Here is a 23,177-nt window from a genome sequence, read left to right as displayed (position 1 = left end):
ATTTTTTTATTCATTAATTTTCTTCCCGTATGGTACGTAAATTTTATTGAAATAAATAGAGCTATCTTTCAATAATTCAATAAGTTGTGATTATCTGTGTGTTTTTATGATATTAAATTGCTGTAAACTAGCATTTTGCATAATTCACATAAAGTGCTTGTTAACAATTCATTGATGTTCCATATAATTTTTGTTAATTTGTCGTAAGAAAAAACAACAAATAATGAAAAAAATTCAGACAATGATGATAGCGTGTGCTATCAGCTCAAGCTTTATCACGTACGCACAAGTGGGAATAGGTACTCAAAATCCCCAAACAACTTTTCATATTGACGGCTCTAAAGACAATCCTGCAACAGGAATTCCTTCTGTGGCTCAACAGGATAATGATTTCAGTGTAACTTCAGGTGCAAAAGTAGGGATTGGCACAATTTCACCCACTGAAAAATTAGATGTGGCGTCCGGAAATGCCCGTATTCGTAATATTAATTCAAATATCGGGGTCGGAGGAACTGACAGGGTGGTTGTAGCTGATGCTACCGGAGTACTGAAGACTATAGACTTTACTGCTTATTCACTATTTCATGCGCGTTTAGCAGCGAATCAGAACATCAGTTCTTCTACGATCACGACTTTATTATTCGCTGCACCAATAGCAACTTCTCCTTTCTATTCCTATAATACCGGAACAGGAGTGATGACTTTTAACCAGCCTGGAAATTATCTGGTAACGTTACAGGCAAGTTTTACCAATATGCCTGCAGATACTCAGTTGCTTATTGGTATCAGACCTGTACCGGATGCTAATTACCTGGGAAGAGGAAGCCATTATAATGCAGTTGCTGCTTCAGGAACTGTAGGTGAGCTGATGAATTATACGACTGTAGTGGTAGCTCCCACAGCTGGATACCAGATTCGTTTTACAGCAGCTCCGAATCAAAATGCTACGATCATTTCAACAGAAACAGGATCTACTGGAAGCGGTAATGTCACCAATGTAACTGTTCAGAAGATATAAATTTATCTTTTATTATAATTAAAACTAAAGTGTTTTGTATATGTTTTCAGGAAACTGGAAATGTATACAGAACACTTTCTCTTTTATATTCAGAATCTGATATGGATTCAGTGTAAAAAATGAGAAAGAGCTTTTTATTGAATTCTCAAATTTTTATATGATTGCCCCTTATGTATTACTCTAAATTACGGTATTGAGCGAAATTTTTAAATTAAATAATTTTCAGAGTTACAATAATAACGGCTAGAACTATACAAAATAAAGCGATTAAAAATAAATAATCCGCAATGTTCTCAAACGTAGATTCCCGCTTTCTATTACGAGTTCTGATCGCCAGAAATGAAAAGAAACAGCTACAGGCAAAAAGAATACAGGCAAATCCCGCAAATTCGTCCAAATACGTATTCTGACTGATCTTAGAGATTTTCAGTGACGTAATAATGATTAATGAAAATCCTAAAAGATTGCTGGATGCATTCAAGATATGGGGTGATTTTTTTTCCATCTTTTACAATTTTTTTCAAAATAAAGCACAATTTTTTTTATTATCAAATTTTTAAAAAAGATTATTAAAAATTAAAATTAATTTAAAAAGTGTATATTAGCAAAATACTTGAAGATTAAAAAACTTTTTTACTTAGCTATGCAAACAACCTATATTGAAACACAGCAAATATCCTTTCAAGATTTTAAAAATCAGATACTTGGAGACTACAGGTTAGGAAGGATCTCTCGTGAAATGTCTTATCTCGGAAGGAGAGAAGTACTCACTGGAAAAGCTAAATTTGGAATTTTTGGGGATGGAAAAGAACTTCCTCAGCTTGCAATGGCGAAAGTTTTCAGAAATGGAGACTTCCGTTCAGGATATTACAGGGATCAGACTTTTGCATTGGCAATAGATGCCTTAACAGTAGAAAGTTTCTTTGCACAGATGTATGCAGATACCAGTGTGGAAAGAGAGCCTGCTTCAGCAGGAAGACAAATGAACGGGCATTTCGCAACAAGAAGTTTAAATGAAGACGGAAGCTGGAAAGATTTGACAGCTCAGAAAAATATTTCTTCCGATATTTCTCCTACAGCCGGACAAATGCCAAGATTATTGGGATTGGCTCAGGCTTCAACGATCTATAAAAGCGTAAAATTTGATGGTTCAGAAAAATTCTCAAGAGAAGGTAACGAAATTGCTTTTGGAACTATTGGGGATGCTTCTACAGCAGAAGGACACTTCTGGGAAACTCTGAATGCAGCATGTGCTCTTCAGGTTCCTATGATCGTTTCTATCTGGGATGACGGATATGGAATTTCAGTTCCTACGAAAAATCAGAGAGCAAAAGCTGATATCAGTGAAATGCTAAGTGGTTTCCAGAGAAAAGAAGGAGAAAACCAGGGATGTGAGATTATCCAGGTAAGAGCTTGGGATTATCCTGCATTATTAGATGCCTATGCTAAGGCAGAACATTTTGCAAGAACAGAAAGTGTACCGGTGGTAGTGCACGTGGTAGACGTTACTCAGCCTCAGGGACACTCTACATCAGGATCTCATGAAAGATATAAAAACGAAGAACGTCTGGCTTGGGAAGCAGAGTATGATGGACTGGCAAAATTCAAAGAGTGGATTCTGAACTATTCTATCGAAATTGATGGAAAAGAAGAAGTAATTGCTACTGCTGAAGAATTGGAGGCGATAGATGAAGAAGCGAAAAAAGCAGCAAAAACAGGACAAAAAGTAGCTTGGGAAAACTATCAGAAAGCTATTTCAGAACTTATTCAGTCTATTTTACCTTTAGTAGAAAATCTTAAAGGACAAAATGCTGAAGTGGAAACTTATATTGCTCATTTCAACAAATTAGTTTCAAAAGCTAAGAAAGATATTTTCCATTTGGTAAGACAGACTTTACTGGCGACAAGAGGAACAAATTCTGCGGAAAGAAATCAGCTGATGCAGAAATACAATGAAGTATCTGCTGTTGAAAAAGACAACTATTCTTCTCACTTATATTCTCAGTCTGAATGGAAGGCTGAAAACGTACAGGAAATCAAGCCTGTATATTCTGACAGCTCTGAGGATGTAGACGGAAGAGTGGTGATCAGAAACAATTTTGACAAAATTTTTGAAAAATATCCTGAAACTTTAATCTTTGGAGAAGATACCGGAAACATTGGTGACGTCAACCAGGGATTGGAAGGAATGCAGGAAAAATATGGCGCTTTACGTATCGCTGATACAGGAATCCGTGAAGCAACAATTCTTGGACAGGGAATTGGGATGGCGATGAGAGGTTTAAGACCAATCGCTGAAATCCAATACTTAGACTATGTTCTTTACTGTTTACAGGGAATGAGTGATGACCTGGCAACCGTGCATTACAGAACAAAAGGAGGTCAGAAAGCTCCGTTGATTATCAGAACAAGAGGTCACAGATTAGAAGGAATCTGGCATTCAGGTTCTCCAATGGCTGGTATTCTGAACCTTTCAAAAGGTATTTTGGTATTGGTTCCTAGAAACCTTACGAAAGCAGCAGGATTCTACAACACAATGCTTCAGGCTGACGAACCTGCGATCATCGTAGAATGTCTTAACGGATACAGATTAAAAGAAAAACAACCGGATAACTTAGGCGAATTCACTGTTCCTGTAGGGAAAATTGAAGTAACAAAAGAAGGAAAAGATGTTACTTTGGTCACTTATGGATCTACATGGAGGATTGTAACGGAAGCCGCTAATGAATTGGAAAAATTAGGAATTTCTGCTGAAGTAATTGATATCCAGTCGTTAATACCTTTCGATTTATCTCACGAAATTGCTGAAAGTGTTAAGAAAACCAACAGATTAGTCGTGATTGACGAAGATGTACAAGGGGGAACTACAGGATTTATCCTGCAACAGATTCTTGAAAAGCAAAAGGCATTCAGATATCTGGATTCAGATCCGTTGACGATCTCTGCCAATGATCACAGACCAGCATATGCAAGTGATGGTGATTATTTCAGTAAGCCGTCTGCAGACGATATGGTAGAAAAAATCTACGCAATGTTTAATGAAACAAATCCTCAGAAATATCCAGCGATATTCTAATCGGGATTTTAGATAAATTTAAAACCGCTTCCTTTGGGGAGCGGTTTTTGTTTGCTAATCTTCTTCCGCCAAAGCAATTCTTAGTGTATTCAAAGTATTCATCAGCGTTATACTTGCCGTAAGCTCCACAATCTCCCGTTCTGTGAATTGCTTTGCAAGTTTTGTTTTAATTTCCAGCCAGTCATCTTTACCATAATTGAGAGCTTCTGCCCATTCTAAAACAAGCTTTTGTTGGTCATTAAAGACATTGGTGTGTTTCCAGCCCGGAAGTCTGTTGATGAGATCCTGCTCAACGCCAAAATCAAAAAGTTCTTTAGCATGATAACTACAGCAATAGGCACATCCATTGATCTGAGATACCCGAAGCTCCACTAAGGCAATCAGTTTTTCATCAATACCGGATTTTCTAATGCTGTTATGGGCTCTGTACAGATTTCCAATCGTTTCTTTTGCAATTTCTTTGTAATTCATAATGAATATTTTTGTGCAAATTTGCATCAGAAATAGTTTTGAAACTATATACTTACATTTTGGTGATATACTTACCTTTTGGAAAGCTTCTTAAATTAATTATTAAACTTTACCACTATCAAATAAGTCTGTTATTCCATTGATTAATTCTGTCCCATTTTCCCAAATCTGTCCATTGTTAAATAATCTATAATCTTCTTTCTCAAAGGGTTTTTATATTTGTGACACCAGCAATACTAAAATCTTGCGCAGTTTCTTTATATAATTCAGGAAATATATCAGCTAAGTATATTAAAGTTCCTTCTGTAACAGGCAGATCTGGATAAGATTTACTATATTTTTCAGTACTTCTTTCTTTTATTTGGTTTCTTAATTCTGCCACTTTAACAGCGCCTAAATACTCCAAGTGGTTCAATCCACTGGTAGTGATGTCCTGCCTGAAACCGTCTCAGAAGTTTCGTCCTGCAATGGTAGAGGATATAACATCGGATAAGCCTCTCATAGCAAGTACGTTGGCTTTCATAAAGTCTTTGTCAAATTGTTGTAAACCTACAATCAATCATATTAAGGAGATATAATTTATGGAACTAAAGGTATTTTTGCTATAATACTATCTTCTAAAACTTTATATCCTTTTTTTTCTACCAATTCTCTTATATAACTTTGGCAACCTAAAAGAACCACTGTATAATTATTATGTGTAGAGTTTAGTCTTAATATGTACTTTTTTTCTTTATCGAGATTATACCATCCCTTAAGATTAATAATACTTAGTATGGCATATTTTTCTTCTTTTGGTTTTAAAATTATTAAATCATTGAAACAATCTTTATCATCAAATCTCTTATAAAATCCCTTTAAAATTGCTTTATCTGCAGTAACAATATTTTCATCACAAGTCATTACGAAATTGTCATTTTTAAAACCATAAGGATCAATAATGTAAGTATTATTTGTATTATTTACAATTTTAAACATATAGGGATCTGTACCATCAAAAATTTTATCTAACGAAAATTCTTTACCTTGGAATAAGATATCAACTTCTTGTTTAGTATTTAATTTTATTTGTGCATTAAATTGCACAAAACTAAACAGTAATAAAATTAGCAACTTCATATTTTTAAAATGAATAGTTTAATAAAAATTTAGGGGTATATCCCATTTCAACCTTAAAATTATCTTGGTTTGGATCTTTTATACCTGTCCAATCATATACATATTTATACGCTCTATATTCCATTAAAGCGGTAATATTTGGTAATCTCCAAAAAGTTTTATAAAAACCAGTAACATAGTCAATTGAATGTACTAATTCATGTAAAAATACTTCTGCAAATCTATTAATAGGTCCAGTATGTAAAGATATTGCATATATCATTTGCCCTTTACTGTTAGTAATGCCCCAAGCCGGATTTCCGGCACCAGCAACTAAATTTCCATTGTTATTTACTGAAATTTTTTGACTGTCATTACTCTCCCATTCTGCGATAGCTCCTGCTTCATCAGCGAATTTTGCCCACCCAGAGCCTAAGCTCCACATATCTTTGAAAACTATTTGTAGAATTTCCAAAGCTTGTTTTGTTGTACAATCATTATTAACTCCGCTATCTCCTAATGTTTTTTCCAATCTATTCTGTAAAACTTTTTTAATAACTGTATTGCCTCCTAAATGCCCCAAGTGGTTCAATCCACTGGTAATGACGCCCTGTCTGAAACCATCCCAGAAGTTTTCTCCTGCAATGGTAGAGGAGATACCGCCGGATAAGCTTTTCATTACAAACATAGTGACTTCATAAAGCTCATTAAAGTATAATAAGCTACTATCAGCTATATTTTAAAAAAATACAATCTAAGGAACTAAAGGTATTTTTGCAACAATACTATCTTCTAATACTTTATATCCTTTAGCTTCTAAGTCGCTTACATAATTATCACAACCTAAGATAGTAGCATTATATCTATTATGAAAAGATTTTACAAATAATATATAGCTTTTTTCTTTATTATAATCATATATGCTATTATCTTTACTATTTAAACTTAGCGCAACTTCTTTTGACTCTTTAGGACCAATAATCAGTAAATCTCTTTTACAATCGTTATTATCAAAACGACTGTAATAGCCTCTGGTAAAATAATTAATTGGAATAATTTTTCTATTATTCTCCAAAGTATAAGACGTCCCATAAAATCCATTGGGGTCTATTATATAATAATAATTCGTATTGTTTATAATTACATACTTTTTTTTACTATTATCACTTATATTATATTTTCCTTCTTTTAGAATAATATCAATATCTTTACCTTTATTTATTTTCATTTGATTAGAGCAAAAGATAAATAATAAAGAAAACGGTAAAAACAACATTTTTTTCATAATTCTATCAGTTAATGATGCAACAAATTAAAGAAAAATAAGGAAACATTCTGTGCATGTACATATCCTTGCTTTTCCATAAAACCAGTCCATTGGGCAGCAGCATTATATGCAGATAATTCATTCATTTCTTGTGCAATATAGCTATTTCCTTGCAAAAGCCCCATTTGGAAATTACAGTAATGATCCTGCTCATGAATAATTACTGATGCAGCCTTAAAATTTTCTTCTATAGTATCTAATAGTTTTGGTGCAAGTATAATTTTTCCATTAATAGGGTTAGTTATTGCCCAAGAGACTCTAGCTTGTGAATTTGGACTATTTATTAACAGCTCCAATAATTTATCATTATTAATTTTATATGGTAGATATCCTTCTGACCAGTCTGCCAATGTTTTTTCATCTGCAACTTTTACCCATTGTCCATCTGTTGTAAATAATGCTATTATTTTCTTCAAACTTTCTGTTGTAGCAGGGTCATAAGGCATAATTCCATTTTTTACTAAAAACCCTGCCAGTCTGTTTTTGTACTCTATGGCTGTACCTGCTAAATGCCCCAAGTGATTCAATCCACTAGTAATAATTCCCTGTCTGAAACCATCCCAGAAGTTTCCTCCTGCAATGGTAGAGGAGATTCCGCCGGATAAACCTCCCAGGGCAAGCATTGTTGCCTTCATATAATCTCTTCCAAAGATATTATAAACAGTTCTGGTATCGGTACTTGCACCAAAATTTATACCTAAACTTTGTATTCCACTGGCCATGAAGGAAGAAATTGCACCGCTCAATGCTCCTGCTTCAAATTTTCCACCATCAATAGCAGACATAGCACCGCTTGTAAGGGCATGGGCTCCTGCCTCAAAGATTGCTTTTCCTACAGTAAGAACCTGACCAAACAGTGAGGTAGCTGCTGCTCCTATCCCAAAACTTATAGCTCCAGACACCGCTCCCATTACCGCTGCTTTCCCCATACCGTACCATACCGGGATACCGCTTATCATGTTCATGATGGCTTTGGTCGTGATAGCCACTGCCACCCCAATAATTACAGCTGCAGTAAGCGATATAAACTCATTACCATCTATATCCACATACAACAAAGGATTATTATATACATATCCGAACCGGTTATAACTCTGGGTATTGAAAGGGTCTTGCACCAGATTATCCGGGCTTAGGAATCTCCTCAGGACAGGATCATACAGGCGGGCATTCATATTGATAAGTCCGGTTTTCCAGAGATGTTCATGCCCTGTATACCCTCTATCCAGGAATAATGTATAATTGCTAATGGCTGTATGATCAGTAATCATCTGCCCTGCCGCATTTACAATGCCTTTCAGATTACCCCATGCATCAAAGAAACGTTTTTCTACTACTGAACCATCCGTTTTAGAGATGGCGACAATACTTCCTATATTATCACGGTGCAGGTAATAGTTCGCATTCTCAGCCAGTGTTCCTCCATTCAGTACTTCTTTTTTGATATAGTTGGCGGTGTATGGATCTCCGGTAATGTAGGTAATAAGCTGAGTCTTTCCATTAGCTTCCTTGGTAATCTCTACCGCAAAATCAGATGAATAGAACTTTTGCCGCCCTGTAACAGAGGACTTCATAGAATACCTTGTTTTGAGAATGTTGTAGTCAAAACTCAGATCTTCTTTACCTGCCAGAGTAATCTGGAGCGGGCTTTTAAAAGCATTATATTTTATGGTAGCAAAACCTCTCTGTGTATTTACATTCTGCCCGTTGGTATTGAAGTCAATTCCCTGAAGCCTGTAATCTGTTTCGTTATAATTGTATTTACCAAGCTCTGTATTGGAGGTTATTCTTCCTCTCTTATCATAGGTGTACTGGTTGGTTATAACACCATTTACAGCTTCTGTCAGCAGCCTGTTGAGCTGGTCATAGGTGAAATCCTCTTTCTTTCCAAAAATATTATTTTTCCTTAAGATCAAAATTCCCCTGTCTGAATTATGGAAATAATCTATGTCCATGGCTAAATTACCATTGTTGGTATTCTGATGCCTGATATTAAACAAAGAATAATCAAGATCATAGTATTGGTTTATCAGGGTATAGCCATTTCCATATTCAGTCTGTTTTATCTGCCCTCTCGCATTCACGTCAGACAAATGCCATATCATAGCCCCTGTGGCATTGTCATTCTGCTGGATCAGAATTCCATTGGTATCATATACATTTTTAACAGCAGAGCTTGAAGTATAGTTGGGGTTTACTATGGTAGTAGACATACTTACAATATCGGCTCTTCCCAATGCATCAAAGGTAGTGGATGATGTATAAGTAAAGTCTGGAGTCTGCTCTTTCTTACCCTTTATCCTGAAGTATTGATCATAATAAGTAGTGTAGGTAAATGTTTTTCCGTTGCTTAGTCCTGTAATGGTTTCAGGAAGCTTGGTCTGCCCGTTATAAGTATAGGTTTTCTCTATCGTTGTATTTTCAGCAGGAGTATTCCCATAGGTCTTTTCCGTAAGAGGTCTTCCCAGATCATCATAGCTGTACAAAGTATATCCTTTGGGGGTAGTTTCTTTGGTAAGTCTACTTAAAGCATCATATTCATAGGTGAAAGTTCCGGCAGAGGGATCTGTCATTTTCGTTTTATTGCCCCAGCCATCAATTTCAAAGGTTGTTTTTATTCCTTCATAATTTGTTTCCTTAATGGCTCCGTTAGGATAATAATAATAGTTGATAACACCACCCTGATCCTGCTGTCTTATGGTATGTCCCATAGCATCAAGGGTTTTGGAGGTCTTCTTAGTGAGCAGATCATCTACGGTTACTTTCAACCCTTCATAGCAGGTCATTATTTCGTATCCTTTGTAATCGGTATTCTTTGCAGGGCGACTCAGCTCGTCATATTCTATCAAGTTCCACCTTACAGGCTCCCCTTCGTAGAATGGTTCTGAAAATTTGATTTTTCTGCCTAAAATATCATATTGGGTTTTTACAGCAGTCCATTTTCCATTAATAGACTGTGTTTTAGACTGGACCTCCCTGTCAAATTTATCGAAAGTAACAACAGTCTCTGTTCCCCCTTCTCTTTTCTTATGAAGATTATATACACCTCCTGTGGAAGCATCGGCTGCAGATTTGGATATTGTTGTTTTCTTCCCAAGGAAATCAGTTATTTCTTTAATATTTCCCCATGAATCGTATGCATAAGATGTGGTAAGCCCCAAGGGAGATACTTCAGAGGATGTACGTCCCAGCGCATCAATTACAGCAGTGGAGTACAGCCCATCTGGAGTAATAGTTTTATTTACATACCTGCCCGTGGTTTCATATTCATACGTAGTGGTTTGTGATGTTACCCCGTCAGCAGATAAAGTCTGGGTTTTCAGGTTCCCGATGTTATCGTAAGTATATGCTGTAACAACAGGTGCTGCTCCAGATTGGTTACCATATTTTCTTACCTGCGAAACACTTCCATCAGGAAAATAGTCAGATTCATCCCTGGTGGTAAAGGACAGTCCGTCTTTAGAAACTATATTTTCTACAGATGCTATTTTGCTATAGAAATAATGTTCTCCATTTGAAAATTCAGGTTTATAAATATAATTGGATATGGAAGATCCGGCTCCGCTGAAATCTGTGTAGGCTGTCTTAAGTTTCAGATCATCTGCTTCATCATAAACATATTTTTTTCTAATGGTAACATTTTTCAAATAGTCTATTGAAATTTCATCTGTGGCTAGGATCAGGTACTGGTGATTCCCTATATCAAATTTTTTATTTTGACTTATATTCTCAGTAAAAAACTTAGTAATTCCCCCATAAGTGGAACTCATCACAGCATTATCCATTTCCGGAAATCTGGTTGTGATATTCCAGAAAACAGCATTTACAGGATTTTTATTGATGTATTTCCCATCTTTTATTTCAGATTCGTATGCATCGCTGGAATAGGTTTTCTGGAATCCCATAAAGCCTTTCCCCTCCAGATGCTGTATACCGTTTTCATATCGGTATTCCTTCGTTAAGATTTTGTTATCAAAGAGTGTATGAATCTTTCCTACAAGGTAAAGTGCTGGATTCTCCTTGTGAACATAATAGGGGTATATTTGAGCACCCTGTGGTCTATAAAGGTAAGTGACCTCACTGTGATCCTGAGAGAAATACTTATCCTTAGGAATCATGTTTCTGTATTCCACTTTTTGTAAGACATCTGTACCATTATTTACCTCCTGAATTTGCTTTTCAAGGAAATTGCTGTTATCAATAACAATATTACTGGAAAAGCCTATCAAAGGATCATAAATATAAACTCCAGATTGGGATGTGTTGAGGTAATCAAAATTTTTAGTAGAAAGAATAAGAGAAAGGGGAGATATTTTATTGTTCTCTAAGGAAAGAGTCGATAACTGCTGAAATGTACCTCCATTCAGATTTTTATTTTCATAAAAATTAATCCGGTTAGCAATTACAGAATTAAATGACTCATATACAACAGGGGCAGTCATTCTGGTTAAATTACTACCCACATTGTCTATTGGAATACCAGCCAGTGAACCATTGGCATTGTATTTAGCCTTTCCAATTTTGTTAAAGGTGATAATGTCTGATCGACCGTCATTATTGAAGTCAGTAATAATAATATTATGCGTAGAATATCTCGTATATGCATATTCATCTGGCTTCCCATTCCAGAACTTTTGCCAGAAAGTGGTTCTTTTAATATAATTATTCTGAGAAGGCTTCAGGTAGGCAATTTTTTGTAGGGTATAATCTTCCTGTTTTTTTTCCAATGAAACCCCGTTTCCTGTGTATTTCCACCAAAGAAGTGTTTCAGTCTGCATTCGATAATAAGTATCTGCAAGCTTTAATCCAGAGTTATCATCCTCAGGAATTTCGTACACGGTTTGCGGAGTAATAAAATCAGTTAAGCCGTCCCCATTAAAATCTCCTAGAAAGAGAGGTGTTTTACTTCCAAAATTGGAAAGAACAGCATTTGATACTAAAGTACTCAAAGTATTGTTGCTGAAATTTATTTTATAAACTGAATACTTTGCGTTATACTTATCTACGATGAGTAATTCAGGAATACCATCTCCGTCAAATTCTATAGGATAGATGTCTTTACCATGAAGAAATAAGGTTTCATTAAGAATAACAGGAGTTGCTTGAACCGACATTCCTGAGTTTTGCTTTCCAACTTCTACCCAATAGAGACGGTTTCCCCTGGTCAAATTTTTAGGTTCTATAATTAAGAAATCTACCAGACCATCATTATTAAAATCTCCTTGTACATATTCTCTTCTGGTTTCATCACGTGTATAGGATGTTTCATAGGTTCCATCACGGTAATTATCATATGGGTCTGGTGGAATGTAGGTCTGAACTTCTACCATTCCTCCTTTTACTGGAACAATTACTTTTCTTTGTTCACCGGTAATCAGATTTTTGATTTCAAAATTAACTTCATCTTTCAGCTGCTGGTTTGAGGGGTTGTTGGGGTTAATTTCGTCTGCAGTTCCCACAGGTATCTCATTAACGACTATGAGCTGATCTTTTTCCATTATTCTATTGTTCAGATCCAATACTTTACCAGAAAATAACAAAGTACCTGAATTATTAACAGAAATACCAGAAACATGAGTAGAGTTCTCTCCTGCACCTACTTTTATATTATAGCCACTAGTAAGCCTTTCCTGGAATACAGGTTGCATTTTATCATTATCACTAGACAGAAAATTTCCAACTGTTACACTTCCCAGCCCTGTAGTATTGCTTCCTAATGTAGATTGTGGACTTCCACTGGTTATTTTTACTGTTCCCTGGGAAGATATATTATAATTAAAATTGAGCGGTTTTAGACTTTCTCCATTTTCATTTGTGACAATAACTGTTCTTAAACGCTCTACAGTGTTATCCTCAATAAAGTCATGAGTAAATATATATTTTCTGTATAGAGGGGTATATGTAGATCCTGTAATTACTTCTGATAAGACCTTTGATGTGATATAGGATATACCTTTTCTAAAGATCTTAATATTTTTTTGTCTAGCTTTATATGTGAAGTTGATATAAAATTTATCATTGGCAGAACTTGTTCCTCCGTACGAAATTTTTGTAATGACCGGAACATTATTTTCAGTCTGGTAAGAATAATGTATTTCATTATTAAATGAATCTGTGAAAGAGGAAATATAAAACTGTCCGTTTATCAATTCTTTATATTTGGCAACTTTTCCATCGGGATACTGGATGATAAACTGATATTCTCCTAATGCAGGCTTGCTAACCTTAAGTTTGGAAAACCTTTCTGTGCTAAAAGTAGTTTCATTAATTTTGATCAGTCTTTGGCCATCTAAATAATAAGGGTCTGTATTATCAAACTGGCTTCCTATAGTAATACCATCTATTTCCTTACTTTTACCACCACGTGAAATCATAGAGAGTCCTATTATATTCCATCCCCAACCCGCCTGTCCGTTTCCTGCCAAGCTATTATAAGTAAGAGAGATATTAGGTTGAAAATTATTCATTCCCTTTATAACTTCTATTGGAAGCGTATAAGTAAGAGCTCCGGACTCATTCACATTCATTTCTGCTTTCACAGAGGGAACCAAAATATCAGATGGGATTATTTTCTTGGAAGAAAGATGGCTTTCCGCATAACCCGAAGTACTGTATTGTAATGGAATCTCCTTAGTCTGCTGAGAAGGAAATAGGGCTAAGAGGATAAATAATGAAAATAGGGAATATATTTTTGATCTCATTGTGAAATTACCATTTTAAAATATTTTTAGATACTACCTGTCCAGAATTTAAAGTGAAATTGGCTACAAATGTTCCTGGAAGTTGGTTCTGTATATTGAATGAAGTACTACTGGATCCAGGAGTATAATTGTATAGTTGAACTCCTGTAGAAGTAAAGATCTGAAGTTTTTGAATTTTACCTAAAGCAGCTCCAGACCAGGAAATAGTCACATTGTAACCACTAGTGGAGGTAACAGGGTTAGGATATATGGTGATATTACTTTTTATATTTTCCAGTTCGTCAGCTGAAAAGCCAGGTGATCCCGAAGGTGGGGTAGTACTACTACTGCAGTTAGTACCTGAAATCATATTTCCTGCACTGTCATAGGAGAAACAACTGCTTCCATTGCCACTATAATAACCGGAAGGGTTCTGAGATATTTTTCCAATATTGATTGAACATATTTTATTAACAAGGATACTTACATTATTTGACCAGTCCAGAAAAGAATAATAATGTTGGTATTCATCCTTTACAAGTTCATCATAACTTGTCATATCCGGAACATATGTTGCATCTAAAGGATTAGGTGTATCAGTATAATTATAGATATCGTAACCATTTGGTTGATTATTAGGGTCTATTGTAGACTGTGGATTAGGATGGTGTTGTATAGATTTTATAGTATAGTATGCTGAAGGTGTATTCCATATTCTTGGAACAAGATTGGTTTTGGGTTCATCCCTGAACTCCCATTTTATGAAACTTTTTTCAAAAAGTATATATCCATTAAGAGAATATCCCAATGCAATACGATCTTTTCTATTTCTTAAAAGGATTTGATCCTGATAGATGATCTGGTTTTCTTTTCCTGCTGTAGTAGCAAACAGTTCCGGGAATACTGAAGTATTGTAGGTAGGTGGACTGTAAGCAATGATCATAAACTCTCCTCTCTTAATGGTTACTTCAGGAAACCAAAATATTCCCTGTAGATCTTTTAAGTACCAGTTTTTAAGGTTAATATCCTTATCACTGTAATTATAAATTTCAACAAATTCTCCCCTGTGATGTCTTTTAGAGTTCACTTCTGTAATTACTCCGTTGATTTCTTTGTCGTAACGAAGCATTTCATTGAAGGGAGTATTATAATAAACCTCAGTAATAAGAAGCTGAGAATAAAATAAACTTCCGCCAGATATAAATAAAATAAAAGAAATAATAGATTTCATTCTCATGTATGTTTAGTATTTTAATATAATTGTTGTTGCTGATTTTTACGTCATCCCAATTAATATTATTTATAGCTTACTAATCAGTCTTTGAAGATTTTGAGTATGAATGATTTTAGCAAAGTTTCTATTCTGATTGATTAATGCTAGTGATTGTATGAGACTGTCAGAAGATTCAATAAACGACTGTGGATTAACAACAATACTTAATATTCTATTTTTTCCCTCGATATCTCCACCTTTTACATAATAGTGTGCAATCAGCATATTCATACGGTCTATTGTATGTGTATTGGAAATCCCATACATATTCCTACATTGCTTTAGTATTTTATCTTTTGCGCTATTGAGCTGATTATTTAATATATCAACTTTAATTTTGCGGGTAATAAATTCAAATTTTTTTTCAGGAGTATCTGTTTCGGTTTCTAAAAACGAAAATAAAGAAGTTACTAAAGTAGGAAGGGCAATGTGTTGATATTCAGTTTTTTTTATATGGACATCAAGTAAAGCTAAGGCAGACCAGAAAGTTTTTTTAAGGGTGTGGTTTTGGGTTTCTATAGTAATTAGTGTATCATATTTATGTTGAAGTTTTGATAAATCCCGGATGTATTTTAAAAATAAAGGATCGTTTTTATCTACTGTATTATAATATGAAATTGCCTTATTCAATGCTTCAGAATTATTTTTTTCTTTTCTGTGCTTCTTGCAGGAGCTTGAATAAAGTTCTCGTATATGTTGATTACGATCTTTAGAGGAAGGTTTAGCCAGCAATGTATCGAGCTTCGTGTCTACTTCACTTGATGTAAGAAGTGCAAATCTATCTTTAAATTTTTTACAATTTTCTTTTTTATAAGTTTTTAAAGCTTTATTTCTATGAGGATTTTCAGAATCTGCATTACATTCAACCATTTTGCAGATTTTTGAATATTGCTTGTCATTTTTTTTGCCTCTGGTATTTATATTAGTAAGTCCTTCATATTTCTCTTTCACTTCAGTAAGCAGATTTCCATCAAAGGCAATTAATTTTTTTATTTTCTTATTGCCTAAAGCAGCATTCATATATTCTCTGTAGAGTCTTTTTTTAAGATCTATATTTTCCGGTTTTAAGACTAAAGCTGCTCTAAACATAAGAATAACTTCCCATTCTTTGTTTTTTTGAGATAATAAAGTTTTTCTCATCCCATCATAAGCTCTTATTTCGTTTGGAAACTGGCTAATAATGTGTGCATAAACCTGCTTTGCTTGATTATATTGTTTTTGTTTTCTGAGATCAGATGCTGATTTCAGTAATACATTAACATCTGGTGGAAAATGTTTGAATTTTTCTTTTGAAAATAAAAAATTTGGAATTAATAGTGAAGTAATCCCTAAAGAACCTAAGGATAAAAATTCTTTTCTGGTCATCATTATAGTTTTTATAAAAGGAGAAGAGAGGATTACAAGCCCCTATTTTGGCACCACAAGAGTTATAAATTCAAATGTTTGACTTCTCCTTGGTTGTAAATATAATATTATTTTATAATAAATTTATATTTAATTTCAAAAAAAATCATGTATTATTTGTAATAACTGCGAGAGCTAATTTTTATATTTCTTATTTTAATTTATAAAACATCACAACCCTCAGAATATAGTCCTTTCACCTGATATTTAGCTTCCCATTCCTCCAATAAATAAAGAATAGGCAGCAGAGCCAATCCTTTTTCTGTAAGAGAATATTCTACTCGGGGAGGAAGTTCCTTAAACTCTTCACGAATAACCAATCCATCGGTTTCCATTTCTCTAAGCTGATCAGTCAGAACCTTCCTGGAAATGACATTAATGCGTACTGCCAGTTCTCCAAAACGTAATTTTCTGTCTTTAATCACCAGAACAATAATAGGCTTCCATTTGCTTCCCAAAGCGGCCATTGCCTTCCCTAAAGGACAGCTGTATTGCATTAATTCATTCTTTTTCATAGAGAGATCTTTATTTTAATGTCATATGAAACTGCAGTTTCATATGTTACTTTGATGTTACTAATGTAAGTTACTGCGAAGTTACCACTATTTTTTTATAAAAGATACAAAAGTGAACTATTATTAGTTACTTTGTGTAACAATTATAAAATATAAATTTAAATATGAGCACATCATCATTATTTAAACCGTTTCAATACAAGAATTTACAGCTTAAAAATAGAATTGTAATGGCTCCAATGACCAGAGCGCAATCTGATAATGGAGTTCCCACTCAGAATATTGCAGATTATTATGGAAGAAGAGCCGCTTCAGAAGTAGGATTGATTCTTTCCGAAGGAACTGTGATCAACAGACCTGGATCAAAAAATATGCAGAATATCCCGGATTTCTATGGAGCAGAAGCTTTGAATGGCTGGAAAAATGTTATTGATACTGTACATCAGAATGGAGGTAAAATGGGACCTCAGATCTGGCACGTAGGAGATACGAGAATGTCTGAAGACTATCCGTTGGTTCCAATGGAAAAAGCTTCTACGATGACGATTGAAGATATCCAGGATACGATTGCTCAGTTTGCAGCCTCTGCAAAATCAGCAAAAGACCTTGGTTTCGACTGTATTGAAATTCATGGTGCACACGGATACCTTATCGACCAGTTTTTCTGGGAAGTAACCAATACCAGAACCGATGAATATGGCGGTAAAACATTGAAAGAAAGAAGCAGATTTGCTGTAGAAGTAGTAAAAGCGATCAGAGCAGCAGTAGGAGAGGATTTTACCATTATTATCCGCCTTTCACAATGGAAACAACAAGATTATAAAACCAGACTGGCATTTACTCCTAATGAAATGGAAGAGTGGTTATTACCATTAAAAGAAGCTGGAGTAGATATTTTCCATTGTTCACAGCGTCGTTTCTGGGAACCGGAATTTGAAGGTTCTGACTTAAACTTTGCAGGATGGGCAAAAAAAATTACCGGGCAGCCAACTATTACCGTAGGTTCTGTAGGCTTGAACGGAGATTTCCTTAATGCTTTTGCAGGGCAGGGAACAGAAAAAAGAGATCTTACGGAACTAATCAGAAGACTTGATAATGAGGAATTTGATCTTGTTGCAGTAGGAAGAGCTATTTTGCAGGATCACCAGTGGGTACAGAAGATCAAAGATGGTAATACGGAAGCCCTTCTTGATTTTTCAGCAGAAAGTATGAGCGTTTTATTTTAATATCAATAATGAATTGTGAATTTGTTTCGCAGTGGTTTTTTAACAGCATAATTTATTCACTTGGGAAGAGGAATTGACGATTCAATATGGTCATAAATTAGCGTAATTCACTTTATTTTATATTTAATTTTCACCTATTTATTAAAGAACCCGATTTCAGAATTTCTGAAATCGGGTTTTTGTTTGTTTCTACTTCCTTAGAATCTGCATCCTGTTTCTGAAGGTTCACATGTCCAGTAAGCAGGAATACCATTTTCAGCTCTGTGGCGACATGCAATAAAACCAGGTTCACATACAGGAGCATTTCCTCCTTTAATTTTCTTTAAATCAGTTTTTGTCAGTTTTCTTAGATTTTTCATGTTTAATAATTTATTGATTGTACGTGTTATTATTCAGATTGATATTTGATTGAATCTGTCAATCAATTTTAAGGACATTCCATTGTATCAGGAACACATCTCCAGCGAGGAGGGATTCCATTGCTGCCAGGAATGTAGCAGGCTGTAGTCCCTTCCGGACAATCAGGAGCATTTCCACCATTGATTTTTTTTAGATCCGATTTTAATAATTTTCTTAGATTTTTCATAGGTAATAATTTGTTGATTCATACAAATATAATATTTTTTGAAAGCCGGACAATTATTTACATTCAAAAGTGAAATGTACTTTTTCAAAGATGGAATGATAAAATAAACCCGCTTCCGGAATTTCCAGAAGCGGGTTTTAACAGATTTAAATATCTAAAACTACCTTTTAATTAAATGGCAGAAATGATTTCTTTATCTTATAAACCAATATTCTTAGTTGGTTTCAATTGCTTTAAGATGCTTTTGGGAATTGCATTTTTGTGAACAAGTATTGCTGTTGATTTATATTCAACATAAGGTCTTGTTACATACAGATATCCGGCAAAGTCATTGGTTACTCCCCATGAGTTTTTCACCATATAATATTCTTTACCCGTTTGATCTTTAGCCAAACCTACGATGTGCATCCCATGGTCATCCGTTGTAGAAAGGTTGTTAAGTGCTTTCTGACGCATGTCTTCAGTGATGGTTTTATCTTTTTTAGGCTCTGTAAACAAAGTCTGCTTGTTCTCTGCAGTAATCTGGTCAAGATCCATGTCCGGAACGTATGCTACCCCGTTTTTGTAAGAGAAATAAGGCTCAGAAACATCCGTTGCCCAACCTACAGAATATCCTTTATTTACAGCGTTATCAATAATTGCAGTAAGATCTTTCATCGGAACATTCCAATCAGAATCGTGGCTCCAGTTATCAGGAATCGGAACTACAAATTTCTGAAAATATGGATAATCTTTATAAGAAGATAATTCCACATAATCTTCAGGGTTGATTCCTACTACTTCTTTAGCAAATGTTTTCGGAGTGTAGTTTTTCCCTTCATATGTGAAGTTAGAAGGTACTTTGCCTAAATATTCATCAAGAATAGCATCTACAGAATCCATCCAGTTATCTGTCAGTTTTCCTTTTGAAGAAGCCTGAACAAGGCTGTCAAGAACTGGTTTCAGTTTGCCCTGCATTTCCTTGAAGTTATTGGTAGTCTGTCCAGCTTTTAATCCTGTGTAAACATCCTGAGGAACTGCTCCGTATTTTTTGTACATATTGATTACGTCGTGAAGTTCTCCTCCGTCACCCCAGCTGATAGCGCCATTATTCAAAACATATAATTTTGCTTTATCGTGGTAAGAATTTCTTGCAGTAAAGATTTCAGCAAGATCTACAGGTTTTTTGCCCATTCTCTGCATTTCAGATTCAAGGAAAGAGTTTCCGGAGTAGCTCCAGCAAGTTCCTGATGAACCCTGGTTCTTTACAGAAGTTGCACCCACGTCTTTTAACGTTGTGAACTGAAAATTAGCATTTTGTGATTGGTTGTTTTTTAACTTGTTGATTAAGTCATCTTGGGCAAACATCATACTTCCTGCAGACAAAACAAAAAGTAATGATGCAATTTTGGCATTTTTCATTACTATAAAAAGATTATTTATATTAAAAGTCGTTGATAATAGAGATTTGTTACAGATGGAAAAGTTAAATTTGAAATTAAAAAAATTACAAAAAGGGTGAAATAATATAGGCATATCAGCTCATTTGCCCCTTTGCTTAAAAATGTTGATCATGTTTCCAACCCTCACAAATGTTTCTGCATCTATAATAGTATAACTCCTGACTATGGAACAAGAATTATTATTGGAATGCCAGCGTAGCAACCGCAATGCCCAGCGGAAGGTTTACGAGAAAATGGCGGGCAGACTCTACGCAGTCTGCAGACGCTATCTGAAAAACGACGAAGATATAGAAGAAGTATTGGCAGATACGTTCTATAAAATCTTTACGAAAATTACTCAGCTTCAGAATGCCGATACCTTTGAAGCATGGGCAAGAAAAATTGCTGTAAATGAATGTCTGCAGAAATTAAGATCCAACAAAGGGATGTTTATTTCCCTGGAAGAAAACTTCACTGATCATTCTGAAGGAACTGCAGAAAACCTTTCTCTGGAAAAAGATATTCTGAGCTTACTGAACTTTCTTCCTGAAGGCTGCAGAGCCATCTTTAATCTTTTTGCTATTGAAGGATACCCTCATAAAGAAATAGCGGCGATGCTTTCCATCAGTGAGGGAACATCAAAATCCCAGCTCAATTTTGCAAGGAAAAAGCTGCAGGAACTTCTCGTAAATCAAAACGTTTAAACTTTTACAACAATGGAAAATAATCATATAGATCAACAATTCAATGAAGCTTCCAGGCTTTCAGAAGAGCCAGCTGTTTTTCCTGGTTTTGAGAAAGTATGGGATAAAATTGAAGAGAAATTAGATAAAAAAGAAGATAAAAAGAAAACAATTCCACTTTGGCTGCCGTATGGTATTGCCGCAAGTTTGATGATTGGCCTTGGGGCTTTTTACTTTATGAATAAAAAAGAGACTGCAGAACCTTTACAACCTGTAATTGCAGAGAATACAAGTTCAAATGGCCCGATTAACAAAACGGATATTGCAAAGATAGACAGGACTATCAAGGAGAATATCAGAAAAGAAGAATTGCCTGTAACGGTACCTCTTCCCACAGAACTTAAATCTTCATCAGTTGCAGGAATAGATCCTTATAAATCTCATCCTACCTGTAATATACCACCATTGGAAGCTTCTGACAGAGTAACAGCATCTCTGCATCAGATATACAGTGATACCTTAAAAACACAAGAAATTGATGAAGTTGTTGTCACGGCGTATGGGATTAAAAAGAGTTATGAGTCCGTCACAGCATCTTCAACGGTTATGATTGCTTCTACAGACAAAACTCCTGTGCATGCTCCGGCTGCCGTTTCTTCACTAGCTGGAAGAGTTGCCGGGGTAGAAGTGTCAACCGGAATTAAAAAGAATGATGCTATATTAATACGGGGAACAAAAAGTATAGATGGTCGCTCGACGGCTCCTTTATATATTGTTGATGGAGTTGTGTTAGGCAGAGAATCTGGGTTTTTAAATACTCTGGATCCTAAAAAAATAAAAGAATTGAAAGTACTGAAAGGGCTTGAAGCTACTGCCCTGTATGGAAGCAAAGCTAATAACGGAGTAGTTGTAATTACCACAAAAGGTTTATCTAAAGATGAAATAGAAAAACTCAAAAAGTTATCTTCAGATAATGCTGAGAAAATACTAAAAGAAGCTGAAGAACCTGAAAAAGAACTTCCCAAAGCAGGCCAGCTCACAGCAGGAGAAGTTAACGATTTTTCTAAGTGGGATTATTGGAAAGATATTGCAGTTCCTACACTGGATCAGTATAAAAATACATGGAAATTCTTTCCTGATAAAAGGATTTCAGTTCAGTTGGTCAATAAAGACAGAAAACCGGTAACAGGGGAGAAAATAAAACTATTGGATGATAAGAAAAATATTATCTGGGAAGCCGTTTCAGATAATCTGGGCAATGTGGAATTATGGATATCACCGATGACTGATGAGAAACCTGACTCAGAGAAATATTATTTATCTGATGGTTCAGGGCAGATCATCAGTAGTAATCTCAGAACCTTTAAAAATGGACAAAATCTGATTATTCTGGATAAACACTGTCTGCAAAAGCGTGTATTGGATCTTGCCTTTGTAGTGGATGCTACCGGTTCTATGGGGGATGAGATTTCTTATCTTCAGTCTGAACTTTTGGATGTTTTAAAAAAGATCGAAGGACAGCTTAAAAATACAACAGTAAGGTATGGATCCGTTTTTTACAGAGATCATGGAGATGAATATGTGACCCGAAAATTCGATTTTTCAAATAAAGCAGAAGATCTTGTTGGATTTATTAAAAGACAGAAGGCCGGTGGTGGTGGCGATACGCCGGAAGCTGTTGTAGAAGCACTAAAAGTTTCTGTTGATGAGCTGAAGTGGAGTGATGAAAATTCTACTAAAATAATGTTTTTGATTCTGGATGCACCACCACACCATTCAGAACAGAATATAGAGAATTTATATAATACAATAAAAGCTGCAGCAAAAAAAGGAATTACCATTATTCCGCTGGCTGCCAGTGATACTGATAAACAAACGGAATATCTGATGCGTACATTTGCTTTACTCACCAATGGAACTTATACTTTCCTTACAGATGACAGTGGAATAGGAAACAGCCATATCAAACCTACCATAGATTCTTACGAAGTTGAAAAACTGAATGATTTATTATTAAGATTAATCCTTCAGAGAGCTGTTTTACCAGAATGCAGCGCAGGAATTTCAAATGATAACATCAACAAAAAAATGGAAAAAGAAATTGATAGTCAGATTGATATTAAAACCGTACTATTTCCAAATCCTACAAAAGGTCAAATGCAGATAAAAACAAGAAAACCAATTGAAGAACTGTTTATCTATGATCTTGCCGGAAAGATTATTATGAGAAAAGAAAAACTGCCGGAAGGTAAAAATACAATTGATTTAACTTCTTATCCTCAAGGGATTTATCTTGTACGTATTCATACTAATGATCTGTGGGAGACATTTAAGGTCATAAAAAATTAATTATCTTAAAAAAAGAAATTTCCCCGGAAATTTCTTTTTTTATATTTTTA

Annotated in this window: 18 protein-coding genes; 5 read left to right on the top strand and 13 right to left on the bottom strand. The window is 35.0% G+C overall.

What is annotated here, in order from left to right; translation table 11 throughout:
- Window positions 1–223 precede the first annotated feature (223 nt).
- On the top strand, window positions 224–1,018 hold the full coding sequence (locus tag DEU39_RS09615) for a hypothetical protein (RefSeq protein ID WP_120231773.1): 795 nt from the start codon (window positions 224–226) through the stop codon (window positions 1,016–1,018).
- Between the two features lie 211 nt (window positions 1,019–1,229).
- Here DEU39_RS09615 and DEU39_RS09610 read toward each other — a convergent pair whose 3' ends face one another.
- A complete protein-coding gene (locus tag DEU39_RS09610; RefSeq protein ID WP_034696473.1) occupies window positions 1,230–1,523 on the bottom strand; it encodes a hypothetical protein in 294 nt (97 codons plus the stop codon).
- Window positions 1,524–1,661: 138 nt separating this feature from the next.
- Between DEU39_RS09610 and DEU39_RS09605 the strand changes: the two genes are divergently transcribed.
- Window positions 1,662–4,094, top strand: a complete 2,433-nt coding sequence (locus tag DEU39_RS09605) for a thiamine pyrophosphate-dependent enzyme (RefSeq protein ID WP_120231772.1) — start codon at window positions 1,662–1,664, stop codon at window positions 4,092–4,094.
- Window positions 4,095–4,148: 54 nt separating this feature from the next.
- Here the strand turns inward: DEU39_RS09605 and DEU39_RS09600 are convergent, their stop codons facing one another.
- From DEU39_RS09600 to DEU39_RS09560, 9 genes are all read right to left on the bottom strand, one after another.
- Complete coding sequence (locus DEU39_RS09600; protein WP_120231771.1) at window positions 4,149–4,565, bottom strand: carboxymuconolactone decarboxylase family protein; 417 nt, start codon at window positions 4,563–4,565, stop codon at window positions 4,149–4,151.
- A 202-nt stretch (window positions 4,566–4,767) separates the two neighbouring features.
- Window positions 4,768–4,947 (bottom strand): hypothetical protein, encoded by a 180-nt coding sequence (locus DEU39_RS09595; protein ID WP_228436724.1) that lies wholly within the window; start codon window positions 4,945–4,947, stop codon window positions 4,768–4,770.
- Between the two features lie 197 nt (window positions 4,948–5,144).
- On the bottom strand, window positions 5,145–5,684 hold the full coding sequence (locus tag DEU39_RS09590) for a hypothetical protein (RefSeq protein WP_120231769.1): 540 nt from the start codon (window positions 5,682–5,684) through the stop codon (window positions 5,145–5,147).
- 4 nt (window positions 5,685–5,688) lie between these two features.
- A complete protein-coding gene (locus tag DEU39_RS09585) occupies window positions 5,689–6,342 on the bottom strand; it encodes a hypothetical protein (protein ID WP_120231768.1) in 654 nt (217 codons plus the stop codon).
- Window positions 6,343–6,417: 75 nt separating this feature from the next.
- On the bottom strand, window positions 6,418–6,948 hold the full coding sequence (locus DEU39_RS09580) for a hypothetical protein (protein WP_120231767.1): 531 nt from the start codon (window positions 6,946–6,948) through the stop codon (window positions 6,418–6,420).
- 11 nt (window positions 6,949–6,959) lie between these two features.
- Window positions 6,960–13,691: an RHS repeat-associated core domain-containing protein gene (locus DEU39_RS09575; RefSeq protein ID WP_120231766.1), complete on the bottom strand. Its 6,732-nt coding sequence runs from the start codon at window positions 13,689–13,691 to the stop codon at window positions 6,960–6,962.
- Between the two features lie 7 nt (window positions 13,692–13,698).
- Complete coding sequence (locus DEU39_RS09570) at window positions 13,699–14,901, bottom strand: lamin tail domain-containing protein (RefSeq protein ID WP_183037398.1); 1,203 nt, start codon at window positions 14,899–14,901, stop codon at window positions 13,699–13,701.
- 69 nt (window positions 14,902–14,970) lie between these two features.
- Window positions 14,971–16,311: a tetratricopeptide repeat protein gene (locus tag DEU39_RS09565; protein WP_147367579.1), complete on the bottom strand. Its 1,341-nt coding sequence runs from the start codon at window positions 16,309–16,311 to the stop codon at window positions 14,971–14,973.
- A 197-nt stretch (window positions 16,312–16,508) separates the two neighbouring features.
- Window positions 16,509–16,862, bottom strand: coding sequence for a winged helix-turn-helix transcriptional regulator (locus DEU39_RS09560; protein WP_120231763.1), 354 nt, complete (start codon window positions 16,860–16,862; stop codon window positions 16,509–16,511).
- A gap of 164 nt (window positions 16,863–17,026) precedes the next feature.
- Between DEU39_RS09560 and DEU39_RS09555 the strand changes: the two genes are divergently transcribed.
- Entirely contained in the window at window positions 17,027–18,088 is a 1,062-nt protein-coding gene (locus tag DEU39_RS09555) for an NADH:flavin oxidoreductase (RefSeq protein ID WP_120231762.1), read from the top strand.
- A gap of 197 nt (window positions 18,089–18,285) precedes the next feature.
- Here the strand turns inward: DEU39_RS09555 and DEU39_RS24375 are convergent, their stop codons facing one another.
- From DEU39_RS24375 to DEU39_RS09550, 3 genes are all read right to left on the bottom strand, one after another.
- Complete coding sequence (locus DEU39_RS24375) at window positions 18,286–18,447, bottom strand: bacteriocin-like protein (protein WP_172617138.1); 162 nt, start codon at window positions 18,445–18,447, stop codon at window positions 18,286–18,288.
- A 68-nt stretch (window positions 18,448–18,515) separates the two neighbouring features.
- Window positions 18,516–18,674, bottom strand: a complete 159-nt coding sequence (locus DEU39_RS24370; protein WP_183037397.1) for a hypothetical protein — start codon at window positions 18,672–18,674, stop codon at window positions 18,516–18,518.
- 198 nt (window positions 18,675–18,872) lie between these two features.
- Window positions 18,873–20,075 carry an aminopeptidase C gene (locus DEU39_RS09550; protein ID WP_120231761.1) on the bottom strand — a complete coding sequence of 401 codons (1,203 nt, stop codon included), beginning with the start codon at window positions 20,073–20,075 and terminating at the stop codon, window positions 18,873–18,875.
- A 205-nt stretch (window positions 20,076–20,280) separates the two neighbouring features.
- Here DEU39_RS09550 and DEU39_RS09545 point away from each other — a divergent pair, with 205 nt between their 5' ends.
- Window positions 20,281–20,799 (top strand): RNA polymerase sigma factor, encoded by a 519-nt coding sequence (locus tag DEU39_RS09545; protein WP_120231760.1) that lies wholly within the window; start codon window positions 20,281–20,283, stop codon window positions 20,797–20,799.
- A gap of 12 nt (window positions 20,800–20,811) precedes the next feature.
- Window positions 20,812–23,127 carry a T9SS type A sorting domain-containing protein gene (locus tag DEU39_RS09540; protein ID WP_120231759.1) on the top strand — a complete coding sequence of 772 codons (2,316 nt, stop codon included), beginning with the start codon at window positions 20,812–20,814 and terminating at the stop codon, window positions 23,125–23,127.
- Window positions 23,128–23,177: the final 50 nt, after the last annotated feature.

It is taken from the genome of Chryseobacterium sp. AG363 (assembly GCF_003610675.1).
GTDB classification, from domain to species: Bacteria; Bacteroidota; Bacteroidia; order Flavobacteriales; family Weeksellaceae; genus Chryseobacterium; species Chryseobacterium cucumeris.
The sequence above is the reverse complement of the archived record's forward strand: the minus strand, read 5'-3'. Positions and strand labels throughout refer to the sequence as shown.

What these genes read in the sequence shown, in the direction of transcription:
- DEU39_RS09545 (WP_120231760.1), top strand. Translation starts at nt 20,281, where the DNA reads ATGGAACAAGAATTATTATTGGAATGCCAGCGTAGCAACCGCAATGCC.
- DEU39_RS09580 (WP_120231767.1), bottom strand. Translation starts at nt 6,948, where the DNA reads ATGAAAAAAATGTTGTTTTTACCGTTTTCTTTATTATTTATCTTTTGC.
- DEU39_RS09550 (WP_120231761.1), bottom strand. Translation starts at nt 20,075, where the DNA reads ATGAAAAATGCCAAAATTGCATCATTACTTTTTGTTTTGTCTGCAGGA.
- DEU39_RS09615 (WP_120231773.1), top strand. Translation starts at nt 224, where the DNA reads ATGAAAAAAATTCAGACAATGATGATAGCGTGTGCTATCAGCTCAAGC.
- DEU39_RS24370 (WP_183037397.1), bottom strand. Translation starts at nt 18,674, where the DNA reads ATGAAAAATCTAAGAAAATTATTAAAATCGGATCTAAAAAAAATCAAT.
- DEU39_RS09555 (WP_120231762.1), top strand. Translation starts at nt 17,027, where the DNA reads ATGAGCACATCATCATTATTTAAACCGTTTCAATACAAGAATTTACAG.
- DEU39_RS09605 (WP_120231772.1), top strand. Translation starts at nt 1,662, where the DNA reads ATGCAAACAACCTATATTGAAACACAGCAAATATCCTTTCAAGATTTT.
- DEU39_RS09540 (WP_120231759.1), top strand. Translation starts at nt 20,812, where the DNA reads ATGGAAAATAATCATATAGATCAACAATTCAATGAAGCTTCCAGGCTT.
- DEU39_RS09570 (WP_183037398.1), bottom strand. Translation starts at nt 14,901, where the DNA reads ATGAAATCTATTATTTCTTTTATTTTATTTATATCTGGCGGAAGTTTA.
- DEU39_RS09575 (WP_120231766.1), bottom strand. Translation starts at nt 13,691, where the DNA reads ATGAGATCAAAAATATATTCCCTATTTTCATTATTTATCCTCTTAGCC.
- DEU39_RS09600 (WP_120231771.1), bottom strand. Translation starts at nt 4,565, where the DNA reads ATGAATTACAAAGAAATTGCAAAAGAAACGATTGGAAATCTGTACAGA.
- DEU39_RS09590 (WP_120231769.1), bottom strand. Translation starts at nt 5,684, where the DNA reads ATGAAGTTGCTAATTTTATTACTGTTTAGTTTTGTGCAATTTAATGCA.
- DEU39_RS24375 (WP_172617138.1), bottom strand. Translation starts at nt 18,447, where the DNA reads ATGAAAAATCTAAGAAAACTGACAAAAACTGATTTAAAGAAAATTAAA.
- DEU39_RS09560 (WP_120231763.1), bottom strand. Translation starts at nt 16,862, where the DNA reads ATGAAAAAGAATGAATTAATGCAATACAGCTGTCCTTTAGGGAAGGCA.
- DEU39_RS09585 (WP_120231768.1), bottom strand. Translation starts at nt 6,342, where the DNA reads ATGAAAAGCTTATCCGGCGGTATCTCCTCTACCATTGCAGGAGAAAAC.
- DEU39_RS09565 (WP_147367579.1), bottom strand. Translation starts at nt 16,311, where the DNA reads ATGATGACCAGAAAAGAATTTTTATCCTTAGGTTCTTTAGGGATTACT.
- DEU39_RS09610 (WP_034696473.1), bottom strand. Translation starts at nt 1,523, where the DNA reads ATGGAAAAAAAATCACCCCATATCTTGAATGCATCCAGCAATCTTTTA.